A 19,994-nucleotide genomic window follows, 5' to 3' on the forward strand; every position below is an offset into this window, starting at 1 on the left:
AAGGTGCCCCCGGCAGGATTCGAACCTGCGCACACGGCTCCGGAGGCCGTTGCTCTATCCCCTGAGCTACGGGGGCGTGTCGAGCGTGAGCTGTTCGCTCGCGGCGACGGGTAGAACACTACCAGCTCCCTCGGGGTGGTCATGAACGGGTTTCCGCTGCCGGGACGGGGTGTGGTCGCTCGTGCGGGGTGGAAGTGGGGAAAACCCGGACGCGATGGCCGGGGGCGACCTACTCTCGAGTTGTGCCAGGCGCGTGGGGCCGGGTTCTTGTTGTGGACGACAACAAGGTCATCCGGCAGCTGATCAGGGTCAACCTCGAGCTGGAGGGGCTGGAGGTCGTGACCGCGGCCGATGGTGCCGAGTGTCTTGATGTCGTTCATCAGGTGCGGCCCGACGCCGTGACGCTCGACGTGGCCATGCCGCGGCTGGACGGGCTCAGGACCGCCTCCCGTTTGCGGGCCGATCCGCGGACCCGGGACGTGCCCCTCGCCATCGTCAGTGCCTGTACTCAGTACGAGGTCGAGGCCGGACTCGACGTCGGCGTCGACGCCTTCCTCGCCAAGCCCTTCGAGCCGGCCGAACTGGTGGCCATGGTCCGGCAGTTGATCGAGCAGGCGCGAAGCCGGAGCCAGAGCCGGAGCCAGGTTCAGAGCCACAGCCGGAGCCGTGGGCGGCAGAGCGCCGAAGGTCCCACCGCCGACGCCGGGGAGGGCACCGGCCCTGGGCGCCTCGCCCACGACGCCCTCGCCCACGACGCCCTCGCCCATGACGCCATCGACCCCGACACCCCCCCGGCCCCCTCCGCCGTCGATCAGCCGGCCGTACCGTAGAGGCGGGCCGACGCGACGCAGTCGTGCGCATGTCGTGTGCAGTCGTGTTCGTCGTACACGGGCCCCCGGACCTGGACGGGTGGACTCCGCGTCCACATCCCGGACCGTCCGCCAAACCGGCTCGCCTACCCACCCCCCTCCTCCCATACGCTGGTGTCCGTGACCCCCGTCGAGCTCTCCCGCACCGTGCTGCACGCCGTGCGCCGCGCTGTCGACGCGGGGGAGCTGAGCGTGACCGTGCCGGAGCGGGCCGTGGTCACGCCGCCGGGGCCCGGAGGGTGCGGAGACTTCGCCACCAACATCGCCCTGCAGCTGGCCCGTGCGGCGGGGCAGCCGCCGCGGCGCGTCGCCGAGATCCTCCGCGTGCGCCTGCTCGACGAGCACCGCCTCGCCGACGTCGTCGTCACCGGGCCCGGCTTCCTCAACCTCAGCCTGGAGGGCACCGCCTCCGCCGACCTCGTCGGGGAGATCCTGAGCCGCGGGCGGCGGTACGGCCACGGCGTGGGGTCCAGCGGGACGGTCGTCCGGCTCCGGTGCCCGGCCGAGGTCCGTGCCGTCGTGGTCGCGGACGCCATCGCCCGCGTGCGGCGCAGCCAGGGCGACGTCGTCCGTGTGCACTACGACGGGCCGCCCGCGGTGGAGTGGACGTCGGCCCTCGGCGTCGACGCCGAGGACCCGCGCGGGCCTCGCACCCTCGTCTACAGCGACAGCGACAGCGACAGCGACAGCGACGTCGACGTCGACCTGACCGTGCGCCCTGTGCCCGCCCCCGCCGACCCCCTGCCCCTCGGCCGGGACGCCGCCCGCTGGGCCCTGCTGTACCCGGCCGCGCACGACCGGCCCCGGATCACCCGTGATCACCTGGTGCAGCGGGAGACCAACCCCCTGTTCCGCGTCCGGTACGCCCACGCCCGCACCCGGGCCCTGCTGCGCAACGCCGCCGACCTGGGCTTCCGTCCCGAGCCCGGCCCCGTACGCGAGACGCCCGGCCCCCTGCGCGAGAAGACGCCCGACCCCCCGCGCGAGACGGACGCCACCGCACTGCTCGCCCTGCTCGGTGACCACCCCCGTGTCCTCGCCACCGCCCAGGACACCCCCGACCGACTGGCCCGGCACCTCGTCGCCGTCGCCGACGCCACGCTGCCCCTGCTGCCCGCCGTGCTGCCGCTCGGTGAGGAGAAACCCTCGGCCGCCCACCGTGCCCGGCTCGCTCTCGCCGAAGCCGCCGGGGCGGTGCTGGCCGGCGGCCTGTCCCTGCTCGGCATCGACGCACCCCACCATCTCTGAGAGAGCACGACGCAATGAGCCGTTCCGCACACCCCGCCGGGCCCCGTCACGCCGATGTCCTCCCCGAGGGCCACTACTCCGCCCCGCCCGCCGACCTCAACGCGCTCGACCCCAAGGTGTGGGCCGAGACCGTCACGCGCGACGAGGACGGCGTCGTGACCGTCGGCGGGATTCCCGTCACGCGGCTCGCCGAGGAGATCGGGACCCCGGCGTACGTCCTCGACGAGGCGGACTTCCGGGCCCGGGCCCGCGCGTGGCGCACCGCCTTCGGGACCGGCGCCGACGTGTTCTACGCCGGCAAGGCGTTCCTGTCCCGGGCCGTCGTGCGCTGGCTGCACGAGGAAGGGCTGAACGTCGACGTCTGCTCCGGCGGCGAACTGGCCACCGCGCTCTCCGCCGGCATGCCCGCCGAGCGCATCGCCTTCCACGGCAACAACAAGTCCGTGGACGAGATCACCCGGGCCGTCGAGGCCGGCGTGGGCCACATCGTGCTCGACTCCTTCCAGGAGATCGTCCGTGTCGCCCACATCGCGCAGGGCCTCGGCAGGCGGCAGAAGGTGCTCATCCGCATCACCGTCGGCGTGGAGGCGCACACCCACGAGTTCATCGCCACGGCCCACGAGGACCAGAAGTTCGGCATCCCGCTGGCCGGCGGGCAGGCCGCCGAGGCCGTACGGCGGGCGCTGCAGCTCGACGGGCTGGAGCTCGTCGGCATCCACAGCCACATCGGCTCGCAGATCTTCGACATGTCCGGGTTCGAGGTCGCCGCCCACCGGGTGGTCGGGCTGCTGAAGGACATCCGCGACGAGCACGGTGTCGAGCTGCCCGAGATCGACCTCGGCGGCGGGCTCGGGATCGCGTACACCAGCGACGACGACCCCCGCGAGCCGCACGAGATCGCCAAGGCGCTCACCGAGATCGTCACCCGGGAGTGCGAGGCCGCCAAGCTGCGCACGCCGCGCATCTCCGTCGAGCCGGGGCGGGCCATCGTCGGGCCGACCGCCTTCACGCTCTACGAGGTCGGCACGATCAAGCCCCTCGACGGGCTGCGGACGTACGTCTCCGTCGACGGCGGCATGTCGGACAACATCCGCACCGCGCTGTACGACGCCGAGTACAGCATCGCCCTGGTCTCCCGCACCTCCGACGCCGAGCCCATGCTCGCCCGGGTCGTCGGCAAGCACTGCGAGAGCGGGGACATCGTGGTCAGGGACGCCTTCCTGCCGGCCGACCTGGCACCGGGTGACCTGGTCGCCGTGCCCGCGACGGGTGCCTACTGCCGGTCCATGGCCAGCAACTACAACCACGTGCTGCGGCCGCCCGTGGTCGCCGTGCGCGACGGCGAGGCCCGGGTGATCGTCCGCCGCGAGACGGAGGAGGACCTGCTGCGCCTGGACGTCGGCTGATCCCCACGGCAGCCCCGCGCGAGCCGCAGGACAGCGGGGTGGAAGATCTCCTGTCTTCCACCCTCGTGAAAATGAAATAGACGTCTCACGATCCGGACCAAGGGCAGAAAGTCCCGTTCGGTGGGTGAGACTGGTTGCACCGTAGACGGTCATGAGGAAACGAGGTCGGATGATGCGTACGCGTCCGCTGAAGGTGGCGCTGCTGGGCTGTGGCGTGGTCGGCTCAGAGGTGGCGCGCATCATGACGACGCACGCCGACGACCTCACGGCCCGGATCGGGGCCCCGGTGGAGCTGGCCGGTGTCGCCGTCCGCCGCCCCGACCGCGTACGCGAGGGCATCGACCCCGCGCTCATCACCACGGACGCCACCGCCCTCGTCAAACGCGGCGACATCGACGTGGTGGTGGAGGTGATCGGCGGCATCGAGCCGGCCCGCTCCCTCATCACCACCGCCTTCGAGCACGGTGCCTCCGTCGTCTCCGCCAACAAGGCGCTGCTCGCCCAGGACGGCGCCACGCTGCACGCCGCCGCCGGGGAGCACGGCAAGGACCTCTACTACGAGGCCGCCGTCGCCGGTGCCATCCCGCTGATCCGGCCGCTGCGCGAGTCCCTCGCCGGGGACAAGATCAACCGGGTGATGGGCATCGTCAACGGCACCACCAACTTCATCCTCGACAAGATGGACTCCACGGGCGCCGGGTACCAGGAGGCCCTCGACGAGGCCACCGCCCTGGGCTACGCCGAGGCCGACCCGACCGCCGACGTCGAGGGCTTCGACGCCGCCGCCAAGGCCGCCATCCTCGCCGGCATCGCCTTCCACACGCGCGTGCGCCTCGACGACGTCTACCGCGAGGGCATGACCGAGGTGACCGCCGCCGACTTCGCCTCCGCGAAGGAGATGGGCTGCACGATCAAGCTGCTGGCCATCTGCGAGCGGGCTGCGGACGGGGCGTCGGTCACCGCGCGCGTGCACCCGGCGATGATCCCGCTGAGCCACCCGCTGGCCTCCGTGCGCGGCGCCTACAACGCCGTGTTCGTCGAGTCCGACGCCGCCGGGCAGCTCATGTTCTACGGCCCCGGAGCGGGCGGTTCCCCCACGGCCTCCGCCGTGCTCGGCGACCTCGTCGCCGTCTGCCGCAACCGTATCGGCGGCGCGACCGGACCGGGCGAGTCCGCGTACGCCGCCCTCCCCGTGTCCCCGATGGGCGACGTCGTCACGCGCTACCACATCAGCCTCGACGTGGCCGACAAACCGGGTGTTCTCGCCCAGGTCGCGACCGTCTTCGCCGAGCACGGCGTCTCGATCGATACGGTTCGCCAGCAGGGGAAGGACGGCGAGGCGTCCCTCGTCGTCGTCACGCACCGTGCGTCCGACGCCGCCCTCACCGGGACCGTCGAGGCGTTGCGCAAGCTCGACACCGTGCGTGGTGTCGCCAGCATCATGCGGGTTGAAGGAGAGTAACCAGCAATGACCCACCAGTGGCGCGGAATCATCGAGGAGTACCGGGACCGGCTGCCGGTATCCGACACCACGCCGGTCGTGACGCTCCGTGAGGGCGGCACGCCCCTCGTGCCCGCGCAGGTGCTCTCCGAGCGCACGGGCTGCGAGGTCCACCTCAAGGTGGAGGGCGCGAACCCGACCGGATCCTTCAAGGACCGCGGCATGACCATGGCCATCACGCGGGCCAAGGAGGAGGGCGCGCAGGCCGTCATCTGCGCCTCCACCGGCAACACCTCGGCCTCCGCCGCGGCTTACGCCGTGCGGGCCGGGATGGTCTGCGCCGTGCTCGTGCCGCAGGGCAAGATCGCGCTCGGCAAGATGGGCCAGGCCCTCGTCCACGGCGCGAAGATCCTCCAGGTCGACGGCAACTTCGACGACTGCCTCACGCTCGCGCGCGGCCTGAGCGACAACTACCCGGTGGCCCTGGTCAACTCGGTCAACCCGGTGCGCATCGAGGGCCAGAAGACGGCCGCCTTCGAGATCGTGGACATGCTCGGCGACGCGCCCGACATCCATGTCCTGCCGGTGGGCAACGCGGGCAACATCACGGCCTATTGGAAGGGCTACACGGAGTACGCCGCCGACGGCGTCTCCACGAGGACCCCGCGCATGTGGGGGTTCCAGGCCTCCGGTTCCGCGCCCATCGTGCGCGGCGAGGTCGTCAAGGACCCCTCGACCATCGCCACCGCGATCCGCATCGGCAACCCGGCCTCGTGGCAGTACGCGCTCGCCGCGCGGGACGAGTCGGGCGGCTTCATCGACGAGGTGACGGACCGTGAGATCCTGCGCGCCTACCGGCTGTTGGCCTCGCAGGAGGGCGTCTTCGTCGAGCCGGCGTCCGCCGCGTCCGTCGCCGGTCTGCTGAAGGCCGCCGAGCAGGGCAAGGTCGACCCGGGGCAGCGCATCGTCTGCACCGTCACCGGCAACGGACTGAAGGACCCCGACTGGGCCGTCGCCGGTGCCCCGCAGCCGGTCACCGTGCCCGTCGACGCGGCGGCCGCGGCGGAGCGCCTGGGTCTCGCCTGACGGCGCTCGAACCGACCTGACGTGCGCCGACGCACCGAGCGCCGGTGTCACGTCCGACACGTCCCGGCGTAAGACGGCGCCAGGACGGGGAGATTCCCTACGGGGGGTGCACAGGGGGCTTACGACACGCATCGTGCGCCTTCTGTGCGCCCTATGTCGCCACAGAACCTTCCTTCGATAGGCTGTACTGAACCCGCCCGCCGCATATGCCTCCGCATGGAGCGCGGTGCCGCGCCGTCTGTGCGGCCGGGACAGCGGCCGGCCCCATCGGGGTCGGCAGCGGCCCCCCGGGTTCTCGTACGTCATCGAATGTCCATCGACCGTCATTCGACAATCACGCAGCTCAAGGAGAGTCATCGAGCGATGGCCGGTCCAGCGTTCCGCGCCGCCGCCGTCCGGGTGCGCGTTCCCGCCACCAGCGCCAACCTCGGCCCGGGCTTCGACGCCCTCGGCCTCGCGCTGGGGCTGTACGACGACGTGGTCGTCCGGGTGGCCGACTCCGGGCTGCACATCGACATCGCGGGTGAGGGCAGCGAGACGCTCCCGCGCGACGAGCGGCACCTTCTCGTGCGGTCCCTGCGCACCGCCTTCGACCTGCTGGGCGGGCAGCCCCGCGGCCTGGAGATCGTCTGCGCCAACCGCATCCCGCACGGCCGGGGCCTGGGCTCCTCCTCGGCCGCCATCTGCGCCGGGATCGTCGCCGCCCGCGCCGTGACCATAGGCGCCGAGGCCAAGCTCGACGACACGGCGCTGCTCGAACTCGCCACGGAGATCGAGGGTCACCCCGACAACGTCGCCGCGTGTCTGCTGGGCGGCTTCACCCTGTCCTGGATGGAGGGCGGCGCCGCCCGCGCGATCAGGATGGACCCCGCCGATTCCGTCGTTCCGGTGGTTTTCGTGCCCGGAAAGCCGGTGCTCACCGAGACGGCGCGCGGCCTGCTCCCGCGCACCGTCCCCCACGTCGACGCCGCCGCCAACGCGGGCCGGGCCGCCCTGCTCGTCGAGGCCCTGACCCGGCGCCCCGAACTGCTGCTGCCCGCCACCGAGGACCGTCTGCACCAGGACTACCGCGCCCCGGCCATGCCGGAGAGCGCGGCACTGGTGGAGCGACTGCGCGGCGACGGCATCCCCGCGGTCATCTCCGGTGCCGGACCCACGGTCATGGCGCTGGCCGACGCGGGCACCGCCGACAAGGTCGAGGCGCTGGCGGGCGCGGACTGGGCCGCCAACCGGCTGAGCCTGGACGCACACGGCGCGAGCGTGCTGCCGCTGGCGACCGCCGGTGACATCTGAAGGCGCGCGGTTGCCGGATTTCGAGAGGGGGAATGTTTGTTGGATCCGGTAGTGTTAACCTCAAGTCTGCACCCGACCCCACCATGGCGAGGTGCCTCGTGTCCCCGTCCGGGACAGACATTCTTCCGGGAGCCCCCCAAGCCGCACTGTGTTCCGTACGTCGGACCGTACGCCGTACAGGCACACTGAGCGGGGCGCAGGGCACGCTCCGGAACCGGTGCGACCACGCCGCGTGACACTGACACTGGGTGCCACGGGCTCAAGGAAGCGCCATCACCAGATTCCTCCGCCGCTTAGGCGGACCACCGCCCCGGCACGGTTCACACCACACGGACCGAAGCCGGACAGCACAACCGGTCGCCGAGCCAGACAGGCCGACGTCCGCTCCAGGGAAGGACCCTTCGTGAGCGACACCACCGATCTGATGGGCGCACGTGTCGAGGAGACCGCTGCCGCGCCCGCCACGGACGCCTCCGCGCCTGCCACCGGTGCCGGCTCCCGGCGGCGCCGCGGTACCGGCCTCGAGGGCATGGTGCTGGCCGAGCTGCAGCAGGTCGCATCCGGCCTCGGCATCAGGGGCACCGCGCGCATGCGCAAGAGCCAGCTGATCGAGGTCATCAAGGAGGCGCAGGCGTCCGACGGCGCCGCTCCGGCCCCGAAGGCCGACGCCCCCGCCGAGACCAAGCCCAAGCGCCGCGCCACCTCGCGGACCCGCACGGGCGACAACGGTGAGAAGGCCGAGAAGAAGGCGGACGCGAAGGAGGCCTCCGAGGCCCCCGCGGAGAAGGCCGAGAAGGCCACCGCCCAGCAGCAGATCGAGATCCCCGGCCAGCCGGCCTCCGACGACGCTCCCTCCGAGCGCCGTCGTCGCCGCGCCACCGCCGACGCCGGATCCCCCGCTTCCGCGCCCGAGACGGTCGCCGCCGAGGCGAAGAACGAGGCCAGGGCCGAGACGCCGGCCCAGCAGCAGTCGCAGAACAACGACGCCAGGTCCGACGCCGACGGCGGCGAGGGCCGTCGCCGCGACCGCCGTGACCGCGACCGGGACCGCGGGCGTGACCGCGACCGCCGCGGCGGCAAGGGCGACGACCAGCAGGGCGGCGGCCGCCAGGACCGCGGCCAGCAGCAGAACCAGCAGGGCGGCGGCCGTCAGGACCGTGGGCAGCAACAGCAGGACGACGACGACTTCGAGGGCGGCCGTCGCGGCCGTCGCGGCCGTTACCGCGACCGCCGGGGCCGTCGCGGCCGCGACGAGATGACCACCGAGCCGCAGATCAACGAGGACGACGTCCTGATCCCCGTCGCGGGCATCCTGGACATCCTCGACAACTACGCGTTCATCCGGACCTCCGGCTACCTGCCCGGGCCGAACGACGTGTACGTCTCCCTCGCCCAGGTCCGCAAGAACGGCCTGCGCAAGGGCGACCACATCACCGGTGCGGTCCGCCAGCCCAAGGAAGGCGAGCGGCGCGAGAAGTTCAACGCGCTGGTGCGCCTGGACTCCGTCAACGGCATGGCGCCCGAACACGGCCGCGGCCGCCCGGAGTTCAACAAGCTCACCCCGCTGTACCCGCAGGACCGTCTCCGTCTGGAGACGGACCCGGGCGTGCTCACCACCCGCATCATCGACCTCGTGTCGCCGATCGGTAAGGGCCAGCGCGGTCTGATCGTGGCCCCGCCGAAGACCGGCAAGACCATGATCATGCAGGCGATCGCCAACGCGATCACGCACAACAACCCCGAGTGCCACCTGATGGTCGTCCTCGTCGACGAGCGTCCGGAAGAGGTCACCGACATGCAGCGGTCGGTGAAGGGCGAGGTCATCTCCTCGACCTTCGACCGCCCGGCCGAGGACCACACCACGGTCGCCGAGCTGGCCATCGAGCGCGCCAAGCGTCTGGTCGAGCTGGGTCACGACGTGGTCGTGCTGCTCGACTCGATCACGCGTCTGGGCCGTGCGTACAACCTCGCCGCCCCGGCCTCCGGCCGCATCCTGTCCGGTGGTGTCGACTCGACCGCCCTGTACCCGCCGAAGCGGTTCTTCGGTGCGGCCCGCAACATCGAGGACGGCGGCTCGCTGACCATCCTCGCCACCGCCCTGGTGGACACCGGGTCCCGCATGGACGAGGTGATCTTCGAGGAATTCAAGGGCACGGGCAACGCCGAGCTCAAGCTCGACCGGAAGCTCGCCGACAAGCGGATCTTCCCGGCGGTGGACGTCGACGCGTCCGGCACCCGCAAGGAGGAGATCCTGCTCGCCAACGACGAGCTGGCCATCGTCTGGAAGCTGCGCCGGGTGCTGCACGCCCTCGACCAGCAGCAGGCGGTCGAGCTGCTTCTCGACAAGATGAAGCAGACGAAGTCGAACGCCGAGTTCCTGATGCAGATCCAGAAGACGACGCCGACGCCGGGCAACGGCGACTGAGGCGAGGACTGCGCGAGAGGGCCGCTCCCGGTACGGGGCGGCCCTTCGCGCTGTTCCGGGGCGGGTAGGATCACGCTCTCTTCGAACTTGTGATCCCTAGGGGGACATTCGTGGGTACATCCATGCCCGGGGGCGGCCGGCACAGACGCCGGATACGTTTCGCACTGCCCGTCGCGGCGGCCGGTGTGGCCGCAGCCGTGGCCGCAGCGCTGCTGACGACGTCCGCCGGGGCCGCCACCCCGCTGCCGCAGCCCGCCGTCAAGCCCGCCGTGGCCGGCTCGCCGTCGCTCGCCGAGCTGGAGAAGCGCGTCGCCGGCGCCATGGCCGGTGACGACACGGCCGGCAAGACGAGCAAGGCCTCGCTCAGCGCGAGCACCGGCACCAGCGGCATCGACCCGAAGATCATCGGTGGCAGCCAGACCACCATCACCTCGGCGCCGTGGATGGCCCAGCTCCACTACTACGACGACCGGGGCACCTCCGGCACCGGCGACGACATCGGCTTCTTCTGCGGCGGCGCCGTCGTCGCGCCGACGAAGATCCTCACCGCCGCCCACTGCGTCAAGGACTACGACTGGCACGGCAACGGCGCCATCGTCACCGGCACCGCCCAGCTGCCCTCGCAGGACGGCACCGACCTGCACGGCGGCACCGTCACCGGCGTCTGGCGGCAGTGGAGCCACCCGTCGTACAGCGCGAGCACCATCGACAACGACATCGCGGTCCTCACCCTGCCCGTCCCGGTCAGGGCGACGCCGATCCGCATGACCACGTCCGGCGACACCGCCTCGTACGCGACCGGCACCAGCGCCAAGGTCTACGGCTGGGGCCGCACCAGCTCCACCAGCGACGCCATCTCCGAGACGCTGAAGACGGCAACGCTGCCCATCCAGTCCGACGCGACCTGCTCCGCCGCGTACGGCGCGGACTTCGTCAAGGGCCACATGGTCTGCGCGGGCAAGCCCGCCAGCGGCAGCGACACCGGCACCACCACCGCCTGCAACGGCGACTCCGGCGGCCCGCTGGTCGTCGACAACCGCATCGTGGGTGTCGTGTCCTGGGGCGTGACCGACTGCGTCGCCAAGGGCGCCTACAGCGTCTTCAGCAAGGTCAGCACCTACGTCGGCGCCACCTACCCGCGGCTCGACGACACCAACATCAACGGCGATCACCGGGCCGACGTGTGGGTGCGCAACGCCTCCACCAGGACCGGCTACTCCAAGAACTCCAACGGCACCTCCCTCGCCGCCCGAGAGTCCTGGGGCGACTGGAGCGGCGTCAACGTCGTCCTGCAGACCGACCTCGACCGCGACGGCTACCAGGACCTGGTCTACCGGGTCAGCACCACCGGCGACGTCTACTGGACCCACTACGTGATCTCCAGCGGCACCTGGTCCACCAAGCAGATCGCCGACAACTGGAAGACCCGCACCCGCATCATCACCCCCGGTGACGTCACCGGCGACTACCTGCCCGACCTGCTCTCGGTCGACTCCGCGGGCGTGATGTGGATCTACCCGGGCAAGGGCAACGGCACCTTCGCCCCGCGCGTGAAGGTCGGCTCCGGCTGGAACCAGTACAACTCCGTCCGCGGCAAGGGCGACTTCACCGGCGACGGCAAGACCGACCTGATCGCCCGCAGCAAGACCGGCGGCACGATCTACCTGTACAAGGGCACCGGCAAGTCCGGCACCGGGGCGTTCTCCGCCCGGGTCAAGGTGCGCACCTGGAGCAGCACCACGTACAACGCCTTCGACGCGGTCGGTGACATCACCGGCGACGGCAAGGCCGACTTCCTGGCCCGCACCCCCGGCGGCACGCTCTACCTGTACGCCGGCACCGGCAAGGCGACCAGCGAGATCTTCGCCACAAGGAAGTCCGTCGCCACCGACTTCAAGCAGTACGACATCTTCGGCTGAAACAGCAGGTGAGCCGAGTACCTCCGGCACCACCGGCCACACACTGTGCCCACCGCCCCACGCGGTGGGCACGGTCCGTTGTGCAACCCTTTCCCGAGTTTCCCCGTCTGACCAGGCGGAGCGACGATGGTGTGAGGAAGGGTTCCGACGGCCCACGCCTGGCGCTGACCGCAGGGGGTAACCGACCGTAGACGAGCTGAGGAGCACATGTCTGCCGAGAGCACGCCGGATCCGGGCATACCGGGCGAGACCGGCACCAAGGAGCCGCGTCACCGCGGCAAGGGCCGCCGCCGCGCCCCCGGCAAGCGCCACAAGGGCCTGATCATCACGGCATGGACCGCCGCGGGCATCGTCGTCCTGGGCGGCGCGGGCCTGGGCTACGTGTACTTCAAGCTCAACGGCAACCTCAAGAGCGTCGACATCGACCAGGCCCTCGGCACCGACCGGCCCAAGGCGGCCGACAACGGCTCGGAGAACATCCTGGTCCTCGGTTCGGACACCCGCTCCGGCAGCAACAGGAAGCTGGGCGGCGGCACCGACGACGGCAGCGCCCGCTCCGACACGGCGATGATCGTGCACCTCTACAAGGGCCACAAGAAGGCCAGCGTGGTCTCCATCCCGCGCGACACCCTCATCGACCGGCCCGCCTGCACGGACACCCAGGGCGACGAGCACCCCGCCGCGCGGAACGCGATGTTCAACTCCGCGTACTCCACCGGCGGCGCCGCCTGCGCCGTGAAGACCGTCGAGTCCCTCACCGACCTGCGCATGGACCACTACCTGGAGGTCGACTTCGCCGGCTTCCAGAAGCTCATCGACGACCTCGGCGGCGTCGAGATCACCACGACCAAGAGCATCGACGACCCCGACAGCCACCTGAAGCTGAAGGCCGGCACGCACAGACTCGACGGCGAGCAGGCCCTTGGCCTGGTCCGCACCCGGCACGGCGTCGGAGACGGCTCCGACCTCGGCCGTATCCAGCTGCAGCAGGCCTTCATCAAGGCGCTGGTCAACCAGGTCAAGGACGTCGGCGTCTTCACCAACCCCAAGAAGCTGCTCGACCTCGCGGAGACCGCGACCAAGACGGTGACGACCGACTCCGACCTCGGCTCGGTCAACAAGCTCGCCTCCTTCGCGAGCGGCCTGCAGGGCATCAGCCCCGCCAGCATGCACATGGTCACGATGCCGGTCGTCTACGACCCGGCCGACCCCAACCGCGTCCTGCTCCAGGAGAAGAAGGCCGACCAGATCTGGCAGGCCCTGGCGAACGACGAGCCGATCCCGAAGAGCGCCACGAAGGACACGGCGACCGGCGAGGCCAAGGGCGTCGTGAACGCCCCCTGAGGGACACGTCCCCAGGGGCGCGCGGGAACTGCGCGAGCAGCCCCCACCGGCCCGCGGGGAATAGATCACCGCAACCCCCGGTTTTGGGGGATGGCCCCAGTCCTGGCAGACTGGTACGTCGGCTCCGGTTCACGCTCCCGCACCCCGCGGCGGCGACCCGGCGCCCTCCCGAAACCTAGGAGACACCTTGAAGCGCGACATCCACCCCGAGTACGTCGAGACGCAGGTCAGCTGCACCTGCGGCGCGTCGTTCACCACGCGCAGCACCATCGAGTCCGGCACCATCCGGGCCGACGTGTGCTCCGAGTGCCACCCGTTCTACACGGGCAAGCAGAAGATCCTCGACACCGGTGGCCGTGTGGCCCGCTTCGAGGCCCGCTTCGGCAAGGCCGCCGGCTCCAAGAAGTAGCGAGCCCCATTTCGCCGGTCCACGGCAGTGTCCCCACCCAGGGGCGCGCCGGGACCGGCGTTTTTGGTCGCCCGCCCTTCACCCCCGTCCGTACACAGGAGCCCCAAGATGTTCGAGGCCGTCGAGGAACTCGTCGCCGAGCACGCCGACCTGGAGAAGAAGCTCGCCGACCCGTCGGTCCACTCCGACCAGGCCAACGCGCGCAAGCTGAACAAGCGGTACGCCGAGCTCACCCCGATCGTCGCGACGTACCGCTCCTGGAAGCAGACGGGCGACGACATCGAGACCGCGCGTGAGTTCGCCGCCGACGATCCCGATTTCGTGGCCGAGGTCAAGGAGCTGGAGAAGCAGCAGGAGGGGCTGACGGAGAAGCTGCGCCTCCTCCTCGTCCCGCGCGACCCCAGCGACGACAAGGACGTCATCCTGGAGATCAAGGCGGGCGCCGGCGGCGACGAGTCGGCCCTGTTCGCCGGTGACCTGCTGCGCATGTACCTGCGCTACGCCGAGCGTGTCGGCTGGAAGACCGAGATCATCGACGCCACCGAGTCCGAGCTGGGCGGCTACAAGGACGTCCAGGTCGCCGTGAAGACCAAGGGCGGCCAGGGCGCCACCGAGCCCGGACAGGGCGTGTGGGCCCGGCTGAAGTACGAGGGCGGCGTGCACCGCGTGCAGCGCGTGCCCGCGACCGAGTCCCAGGGCCGCATCCACACCTCGGCGGCCGGTGTGCTCGTCACGCCCGAGGCGGAGGAGGTCGACGTCGAGATCAACCCCAACGACCTGCGCATCGACGTCTACCGGTCCTCCGGGCCCGGCGGGCAGTCCGTCAACACCACCGACTCCGCCGTGCGCATCACGCACATCCCGACCGGAGTCGTCGCCTCCTGCCAGAACGAGAAGAGCCAGCTGCAGAACAAGGAGCAGGCACTGCGTATCCTGCGCTCCAGGCTGCTCGCCATGGCGCAGGAGGAGGCGGAGCGGGAGGCCGCCGACGCCCGCCGCAGCCAGGTCCGCACCGTCGACCGCTCCGAGAAGATCCGCACGTACAACTACCCGGAGAACCGCATCTCGGACCACCGCGTCGGCTTCAAGGCGTACAACCTGGACCAGGTCCTGGACGGCGACCTCGACGCGGTGATCCAGGCCTGCGTCGACGCGGACTCGGCGGCGAAGCTGGCGGCTGCGTAAGGCACGAACGAGCACACTCGGAGGACTTGCGTGAATCTGCTGCTCGCGGAGGTGGCCCAGGCCACCCAGCGGCTCGCCGACGCCGGCGTGCCCTCGCCGCGTACCGACGCGGAGGAGCTCGCCGCGTTCGTGCACGGCGTCAAGCGCGGCGAGCTGCACACCGTCAAGGACTCCGACTTCGACGCCCGGTACTGGGAGGTCATCGCCCGCCGCGAGGCCCGTGAGCCGCTCCAGCACATCACCGGGCGCGCCTACTTCCGGTACCTGGAACTCCAGGTCGGCCCAGGGGTGTTCGTGCCGCGGCCCGAAACCGAGTCCGTGGTCGGCTGGGCCATAGACGCCGTCCGGGCCATGGACGTCGTCGAGCCGTGCATCGTCGACCTGTGCACCGGCTCCGGCGCCATCGCGCTCGCCCTCGCGCAGGAGGTCCCGCGCTCGCGCGTGCACGCCGTGGAGCTGTCCGAGGACGCCCTGAAGTGGACCCGTAAGAACGTGGAGGGGTCCAGGGTCGAGCTGCGCCAGGGCGACGCCCTGACGGCCTTCCCGGACCTCGACGGCCAGGTCGACCTGGTCATCTCCAACCCGCCGTACATCCCCCTCACGGAGTGGGAGTACGTCGCTCCCGAGGCGCGGGACTACGACCCCGGCCTGGCCCTCTTCTCCGGTGAGGACGGCCTGGACCTCATCCGCGGCCTGGAGCGGACCGCGCACCGGCTGCTGCGCCCCGGCGGCGTGGTGGTCGTGGAGCACGCCGACACCCAGGGCGGCCAGGTGCCGTGGATCTTCGCCGAGGACCGCGGCTGGACCGACGCGGCCGACCACCCGGACCTGAACAACCGTCCGCGCTTCGCCACGGCCCGCAAGGCACTGCCGTGAGCACCCAGGACATCCCGCGGTCCGCACGGACGTCGAGTACGTCGAGTACGTCGCGGACTTCATCCCAGCAGCACGTGTACGAGGAGGCCAGCTAAAGATGGCACGGCGATACGACACCAACGACGCGACCGACCGAGTGACCGGTCTGCGTGAGGCAGCGTCCGCCGTCCGCCGTGGCGAACTCGTGGTGCTGCCGACGGACACGGTGTACGGCATCGGCGCCGACGCGTTCTCCTCGGAGGCGGTCTCCGACCTGCTGCAGGCCAAGGGCCGCGGCCGCAACATGCCCACCCCCGTCCTCATCGGCTCCCCGAACACGCTGCACGGGCTCGTCACGGACTTCTCCGAGCTGGCCTGGGAGCTCGTCGACGCCTTCTGGCCGGGCGCGCTGACCCTGGTCGCCAGGCACCAGCCGTCCCTGCAGTGGGACCTGGGGGACACCCGGGGCACCGTCGCCGTGCGGATGCCGCTGCACCCCGTCGCCATCGAGCTGCTCACCGAGGTCGGCCCCATGGCCGTGTCCTCCGCCAACCTCACCGGCCACCCGGCGCCGGAGAACTGCGACGCGGCGCAGGGGATGCTCGGCGACTCCGTCTCCGTCTACCTCGACGGCGGCCCCACCCCCGGCAACGTGCCCTCGTCGATCGTCGACGTGACCCGTGAGGTGCCGCTGCTGCTGCGCGCCGGCGCGCTCTCGGCGGACGAGCTGAGGAAGGTCGTACCCGACCTCGAGGTGGCGAATTGACGGCCCCTGAGGGGCGTGGCATAGGCGACGGGGAGAGCGCGGCGGAGATCACGACGACCTTCGTGGGCCTTCCGCGCGACAGCTTCCGCATCCTCCACGTCAGCACCGGCAACGTGTGCCGCTCGCCCATCACCGAGCGGCTGACCCGCCATTTCGTGCAGGAGCGGCTGGGCATCCTGGGCGGCGGTCTCATCGTGGAGAGCGCGGGCACCTGGGGCCACGAGGGCGCGCCCATGGAGGCACACGCGGAGACGGTCCTGGCCGACTTCGGCGCGGACGCCTCCGGCTTCACCGGACGCGAACTCCTCGACGAGCACGTGATCCGCGCCGACCTGGTGCTGACCGCCACCCGGGACCACCGGGCCCAGGTCATCTCGATGGGCCACTCGGCGGGCCTGCGGACCTTCACGCTCAAGGAATTCACCCGCCTGGTCAAGGCCATCGACCCGACGACCCTGCCGCCCCTGGAGGAGGGCGTGGTCGTCCGCGCGCGTGCCCTGGTCCGTGCCGCGGCGGCTCTGCGCGGGTGGCTGCTCGCCCCGAACGCCGAGGCGGACGAGGTCTACGACCCGTACGGGGCGCCCCTGACGTTCTTCCGGTCCATCGGGGACGAGATACACCAGGCGCTCGACCCGGTCGTCACGGCGCTCACCGGCGTCCCCGCACGGACGTAACGACCGAGCGCCCCCAGGGCCCCGGGCCTACATTGGTCGTACGTCACCGTCGACGCCCGGAGCCCACCATGACGGTCACCCCTGCCATCGAGGCCGACGTCCTGCGCCGTCAGGACCCCGAGGTCGCCGAAGTCCTGCTCGGCGAGCGGGAGCGGCAGGCGACGACCCTGCAGCTGATCGCGGCCGAGAACTTCTGCTCCCCGGCCGTGCTGGCCGCCCTCGGCTCCCCGCTCGCCAACAAGTACGCCGAGGGCTATCCGGGGGCGCGGCACCACGGCGGCTGCGAGATCGTGGACGTCGCCGAGCGCCTCGCCGTCGACCGGGCCAAGGCCCTGTTCGGCGCCGACCACGCCAACGTCCAGTCCCACTCGGGCTCTTCGGCGGTGCTGGCCGCCTACGCCGCCCTGCTGCGCCCCGGGGACACCGTCCTCGCCCTGGGCCTGCCGCACGGCGGTCATCTCACCCACGGCTCCCCGGCGAACTTCTCCGGCCGCTGGTTCGACTTCGTCGGCTACGGCGTGGAGGCCGAGTCCGGGCTCGTCGACCACGAGCAGGTGCGCACCCTGGCCCGCACGTACCGGCCCAAGGCGATCGTGTGCGGTTCGATCGCCTACCCCCGCCACTTCGACTACGCCTTCTTCCGCGAGGTCGCCGACGAGGTGGGCGCCTACCTCGTCGCGGACGCCGCGCACCCGATGGGGCTGGTGGCCGGGGGAGCGGCGCCCAGCCCGGTGCCGTACGCGGACATCGTCTGCGCGACCACCCACAAGGTGCTGCGGGGCCCGCGCGGCGGTCTGATCCTGTGCCGGGCGGAACTGGCCGAGCGGGTGGACCGGGCCGTGTTCCCCTTCACACAGGGCGGCGCCCAGATGCACACCATCGCCGCCAAGGCCGTCGCGTTCGGCGAGGCGGCAACACCGGCGTTCGCCGCGTACGCCCATCAGGTGGTGGCGAATGCGCGGGTCCTCGCGGCCCGGCTCGCCGCCGAGGGACTGGCCGTCACCACCGGCGGCACGGACACCCACCTGATCACCGCCGACCCGGCCCCGCTCGACGTCGACGGACGCACCGCCCGGGGCCGTCTCGCCGCGGCCGGTCTGGTCCTGGACTGCTGCGCCCTGCCGCACGGCGACGCCCGGGGCCTGCGCCTCGGGACGGCCGCGATCACCACGCAGGGCATGGGCGAGGCGGAGGCGGCCCGGATCGCCAAGCTGCTCGCGGGTGTGCTGCGGGGTGTGACGGATCCCGCGAGAGCCCGTGAAGAAGTGCGGGAGCTGGCCGGTGCATTTCCGCCCTATCCCCGCTGACTCGGGATAAGCGCACCAGGTGCACAGCCACTCGTGCAACCATCGTCGCTACCCGGAAGTCCCCACCCATATGCGCGCATCGCTAGGGTGTGGAGCTGAGATGGCCAGCGAGACCTGTGGGGAAGCCCGTGCGTGAATACCTGCTGACGCTCTGCGTCACGGCCGCGGTGACGTATCTGCTGACAGGGCCGGTACGGAAGTTCGCGATCGTGGCCGGGGCGATGCCGGAGATCCGGGCACGTGACGTGCACCGGGAACCCACTCCGCGGCTCGGCGGTATCGCGATGTTCTTCGGCCTGTGCGTGGGCCTGCTGGTCGCCGACCACCTGACCAACCTCAACCAGGTCTTCGAGACGTCGAACGAACCGCGGGCGCTGCTGTCCGGGGCCGCGCTGATCTGGCTGATCGGCGTGCTGGACGACAAGTTCGAGATCGACGCCCTGATCAAGCTGGGCGGCCAGATGATCGCCGCGGGCGTGATGGTCGTGCAGGGCCTGACGATCCTGTGGCTGCCGATCCCGGGCGTCGGCTCGGTGGCGCTCACCCAGTGGCAGGGCACCCTGCTGACGGTCGCGCTGGTCGTCATCACCATCAACGCGGTCAACTTCGTCGACGGCCTGGACGGCCTCGCGGCCGGCATGGTCTGCATCGCGGCCACCGCGTTCTTCCTGTACGCCTACCGCATCTGGTACTCGTACGGCGTCGAGGCCGCCGCCCCGGCCACGCTGTTCTCGGCGATCCTGATGGGCATGTGCCTGGGCTTCCTGCCGCACAACATGCACCCGGCGCGGATCTTCATGGGCGACTCGGGCTCGATGCTGATCGGCCTGGTCCTGGCCGCCGGCGCCATCTCCGTCACCGGCCAGGTCGACCCGGACGCGCTCAACCTGTACGTCGGGTCCGAGAAGGAGGCCGTGCACCAGACGGTCCCGGTCTACATCCCGCTGCTGCTGCCGCTGACGATCATCGCGGTGCCGGCCGCCGACCTGATCCTGGCGATCGTGCGCCGCACCTGGCGCGGCCAGTCGCCGTTCGCGGCCGACCGCGGGCATCTGCACCACCGGCTGCTGGAGATCGGCCACTCGCACAGCCGCGCGGTGCTGATCATGTACTTCTGGTCCGCGCTCATCGCCTTCGGCGCGCTCGCCTACTCGGTCAACTCGGCGTCCATGTGGATCGTGCTCGGCGTGGTGTTCCTCAGCGCGATCGGCCTGGTGCTGCTCCTGCTGCCGCGGTTCACGCCGCGCACGCCGCGCTGGATGGAGCGGTTCGTGCCGCCGCGCTACCGGCGCCGCGGAGCGGTCCCCGCCCTGGCGCCGGAGGCCTCGACGCCGGCGTCCGCGGCGGACCAGCCGGTCCCGGCCGGACCCGGGAGCCGCACCCCCGTGGCGTCCGGCGTCGCGGGGGTCAACGGCGCGACCGCCATCGGCGCCCGCTCACGCCTGGCCGACCGGCGCAAGGCCGGGACAAGGTAAGAATCTGACTAGAGCATTGCCAAGTCGTGGGGTGGTGATGGGGGTGCGAAGCGCCCCAATATCAGACATCTCGGCGAAGTTCTTGCTCAGACGCGCGGATTCACTCTCATGTGTGACGGTGCGCACACCTTCAGGTAAAGACTGCATCAAATAGTTTGTGATACGGTTCACGAGAACCCCCGGATAGAGCCGCAGGACCGCAGTGCGACGGTCCAGCGGCGTGAGGTCTTCACTCAGCCCGGGACTACGCTCGTCCATGACGACACCCCTGCCCCCTGCGAAAGCGGAGTTG

At 71.1% G+C, this 19,994-nt stretch carries 15 protein-coding genes, 1 tRNA gene and 1 pseudogene; 16 read left to right on the forward strand and 1 reads right to left on the reverse strand.

The annotated features are described in order from the left end of the window. Positions 1–4: 4 nt before the first annotated feature. Positions 5–76: transfer RNA gene (locus ABTZ58_RS30090), tRNA-Arg, on the reverse strand. Between the two features lie 166 nt (positions 77–242). On the opposite strand from ABTZ58_RS30090, the pseudogene ABTZ58_RS30095 reads away from it, so the two are divergent. From ABTZ58_RS30095 to ABTZ58_RS30170, 16 genes and pseudogenes are all read left to right on the forward strand, one after another. Beyond that, positions 243–620: pseudogene (locus ABTZ58_RS30095) on the forward strand (response regulator); the annotation flags it as partial. A gap of 369 nt (positions 621–989) precedes the next feature. Beyond that, positions 990–2,117, forward strand: coding sequence for an ArgS-related anticodon-binding protein NrtL (gene nrtL, locus ABTZ58_RS30100; protein WP_351363371.1), 1,128 nt, complete (start codon positions 990–992; stop codon positions 2,115–2,117). 14 nt (positions 2,118–2,131) lie between these two features. Beyond that, positions 2,132–3,523: a diaminopimelate decarboxylase gene (lysA, locus tag ABTZ58_RS30105; RefSeq protein WP_351363374.1), complete on the forward strand. Its 1,392-nt coding sequence runs from the start codon at positions 2,132–2,134 to the stop codon at positions 3,521–3,523. Positions 3,524–3,692: 169 nt separating this feature from the next. Then, entirely contained in the window at positions 3,693–4,985 is a 1,293-nt protein-coding gene (locus ABTZ58_RS30110) for a homoserine dehydrogenase (RefSeq protein WP_351363377.1), read from the forward strand. Positions 4,986–4,991: 6 nt separating this feature from the next. Continuing rightward, entirely contained in the window at positions 4,992–6,050 is a 1,059-nt protein-coding gene (thrC, locus tag ABTZ58_RS30115) for a threonine synthase (RefSeq protein WP_351363380.1), read from the forward strand. Positions 6,051–6,413: 363 nt separating this feature from the next. Then, on the forward strand, positions 6,414–7,343 hold the full coding sequence (thrB, locus tag ABTZ58_RS30120) for a homoserine kinase (protein ID WP_351363383.1): 930 nt from the start codon (positions 6,414–6,416) through the stop codon (positions 7,341–7,343). 403 nt (positions 7,344–7,746) lie between these two features. Then, positions 7,747–9,768, forward strand: coding sequence for a transcription termination factor Rho (gene rho / locus ABTZ58_RS30125; RefSeq protein ID WP_351363386.1), 2,022 nt, complete (start codon positions 7,747–7,749; stop codon positions 9,766–9,768). Positions 9,769–9,890: 122 nt separating this feature from the next. Then, the gene (locus tag ABTZ58_RS30130) at positions 9,891–11,687 is read left to right on the forward strand and encodes a trypsin-like serine protease (RefSeq protein ID WP_351363429.1); all 1,797 of its coding nucleotides are present in this window, start codon (positions 9,891–9,893) and stop codon (positions 11,685–11,687) included. A gap of 207 nt (positions 11,688–11,894) precedes the next feature. Next, positions 11,895–13,031, forward strand: coding sequence for an LCP family protein (locus ABTZ58_RS30135; RefSeq protein WP_351363389.1), 1,137 nt, complete (start codon positions 11,895–11,897; stop codon positions 13,029–13,031). A 187-nt stretch (positions 13,032–13,218) separates the two neighbouring features. Further along, a complete protein-coding gene (rpmE, locus tag ABTZ58_RS30140; protein WP_003992975.1) occupies positions 13,219–13,440 on the forward strand; it encodes a 50S ribosomal protein L31 in 222 nt (73 codons plus the stop codon). Positions 13,441–13,548: 108 nt separating this feature from the next. Further along, entirely contained in the window at positions 13,549–14,625 is a 1,077-nt protein-coding gene (gene prfA, locus ABTZ58_RS30145) for a peptide chain release factor 1 (protein WP_351363393.1), read from the forward strand. Between the two features lie 30 nt (positions 14,626–14,655). Then, positions 14,656–15,501 carry a peptide chain release factor N(5)-glutamine methyltransferase gene (gene prmC, locus ABTZ58_RS30150; RefSeq protein WP_309097140.1) on the forward strand — a complete coding sequence of 282 codons (846 nt, stop codon included), beginning with the start codon at positions 14,656–14,658 and terminating at the stop codon, positions 15,499–15,501. A 97-nt stretch (positions 15,502–15,598) separates the two neighbouring features. Beyond that, complete coding sequence (locus tag ABTZ58_RS30155) at positions 15,599–16,246, forward strand: L-threonylcarbamoyladenylate synthase (RefSeq protein WP_309097139.1); 648 nt, start codon at positions 15,599–15,601, stop codon at positions 16,244–16,246. Further along, the gene (locus tag ABTZ58_RS30160; protein ID WP_351363398.1) at positions 16,243–16,920 is read left to right on the forward strand and encodes an arsenate reductase/protein-tyrosine-phosphatase family protein; all 678 of its coding nucleotides are present in this window, start codon (positions 16,243–16,245) and stop codon (positions 16,918–16,920) included. The genes ABTZ58_RS30155 and ABTZ58_RS30160 overlap by 4 nt, the downstream gene beginning before the upstream one ends. A 68-nt stretch (positions 16,921–16,988) precedes the next feature. Then, entirely contained in the window at positions 16,989–18,227 is a 1,239-nt protein-coding gene (glyA, locus tag ABTZ58_RS30165; RefSeq protein WP_351363401.1) for a serine hydroxymethyltransferase, read from the forward strand. A gap of 128 nt (positions 18,228–18,355) precedes the next feature. Continuing rightward, a complete protein-coding gene (locus ABTZ58_RS30170) occupies positions 18,356–19,702 on the forward strand; it encodes an MraY family glycosyltransferase (protein WP_351363404.1) in 1,347 nt (448 codons plus the stop codon). The last annotated feature ends 292 nt before the right edge of the window (positions 19,703–19,994 follow it).

Origin of the sequence: Streptomyces sp. NPDC094143 (assembly GCF_040303825.1) — a bacterium.
Classification (GTDB): domain Bacteria; phylum Actinomycetota; class Actinomycetes; order Streptomycetales; family Streptomycetaceae; genus Streptomyces.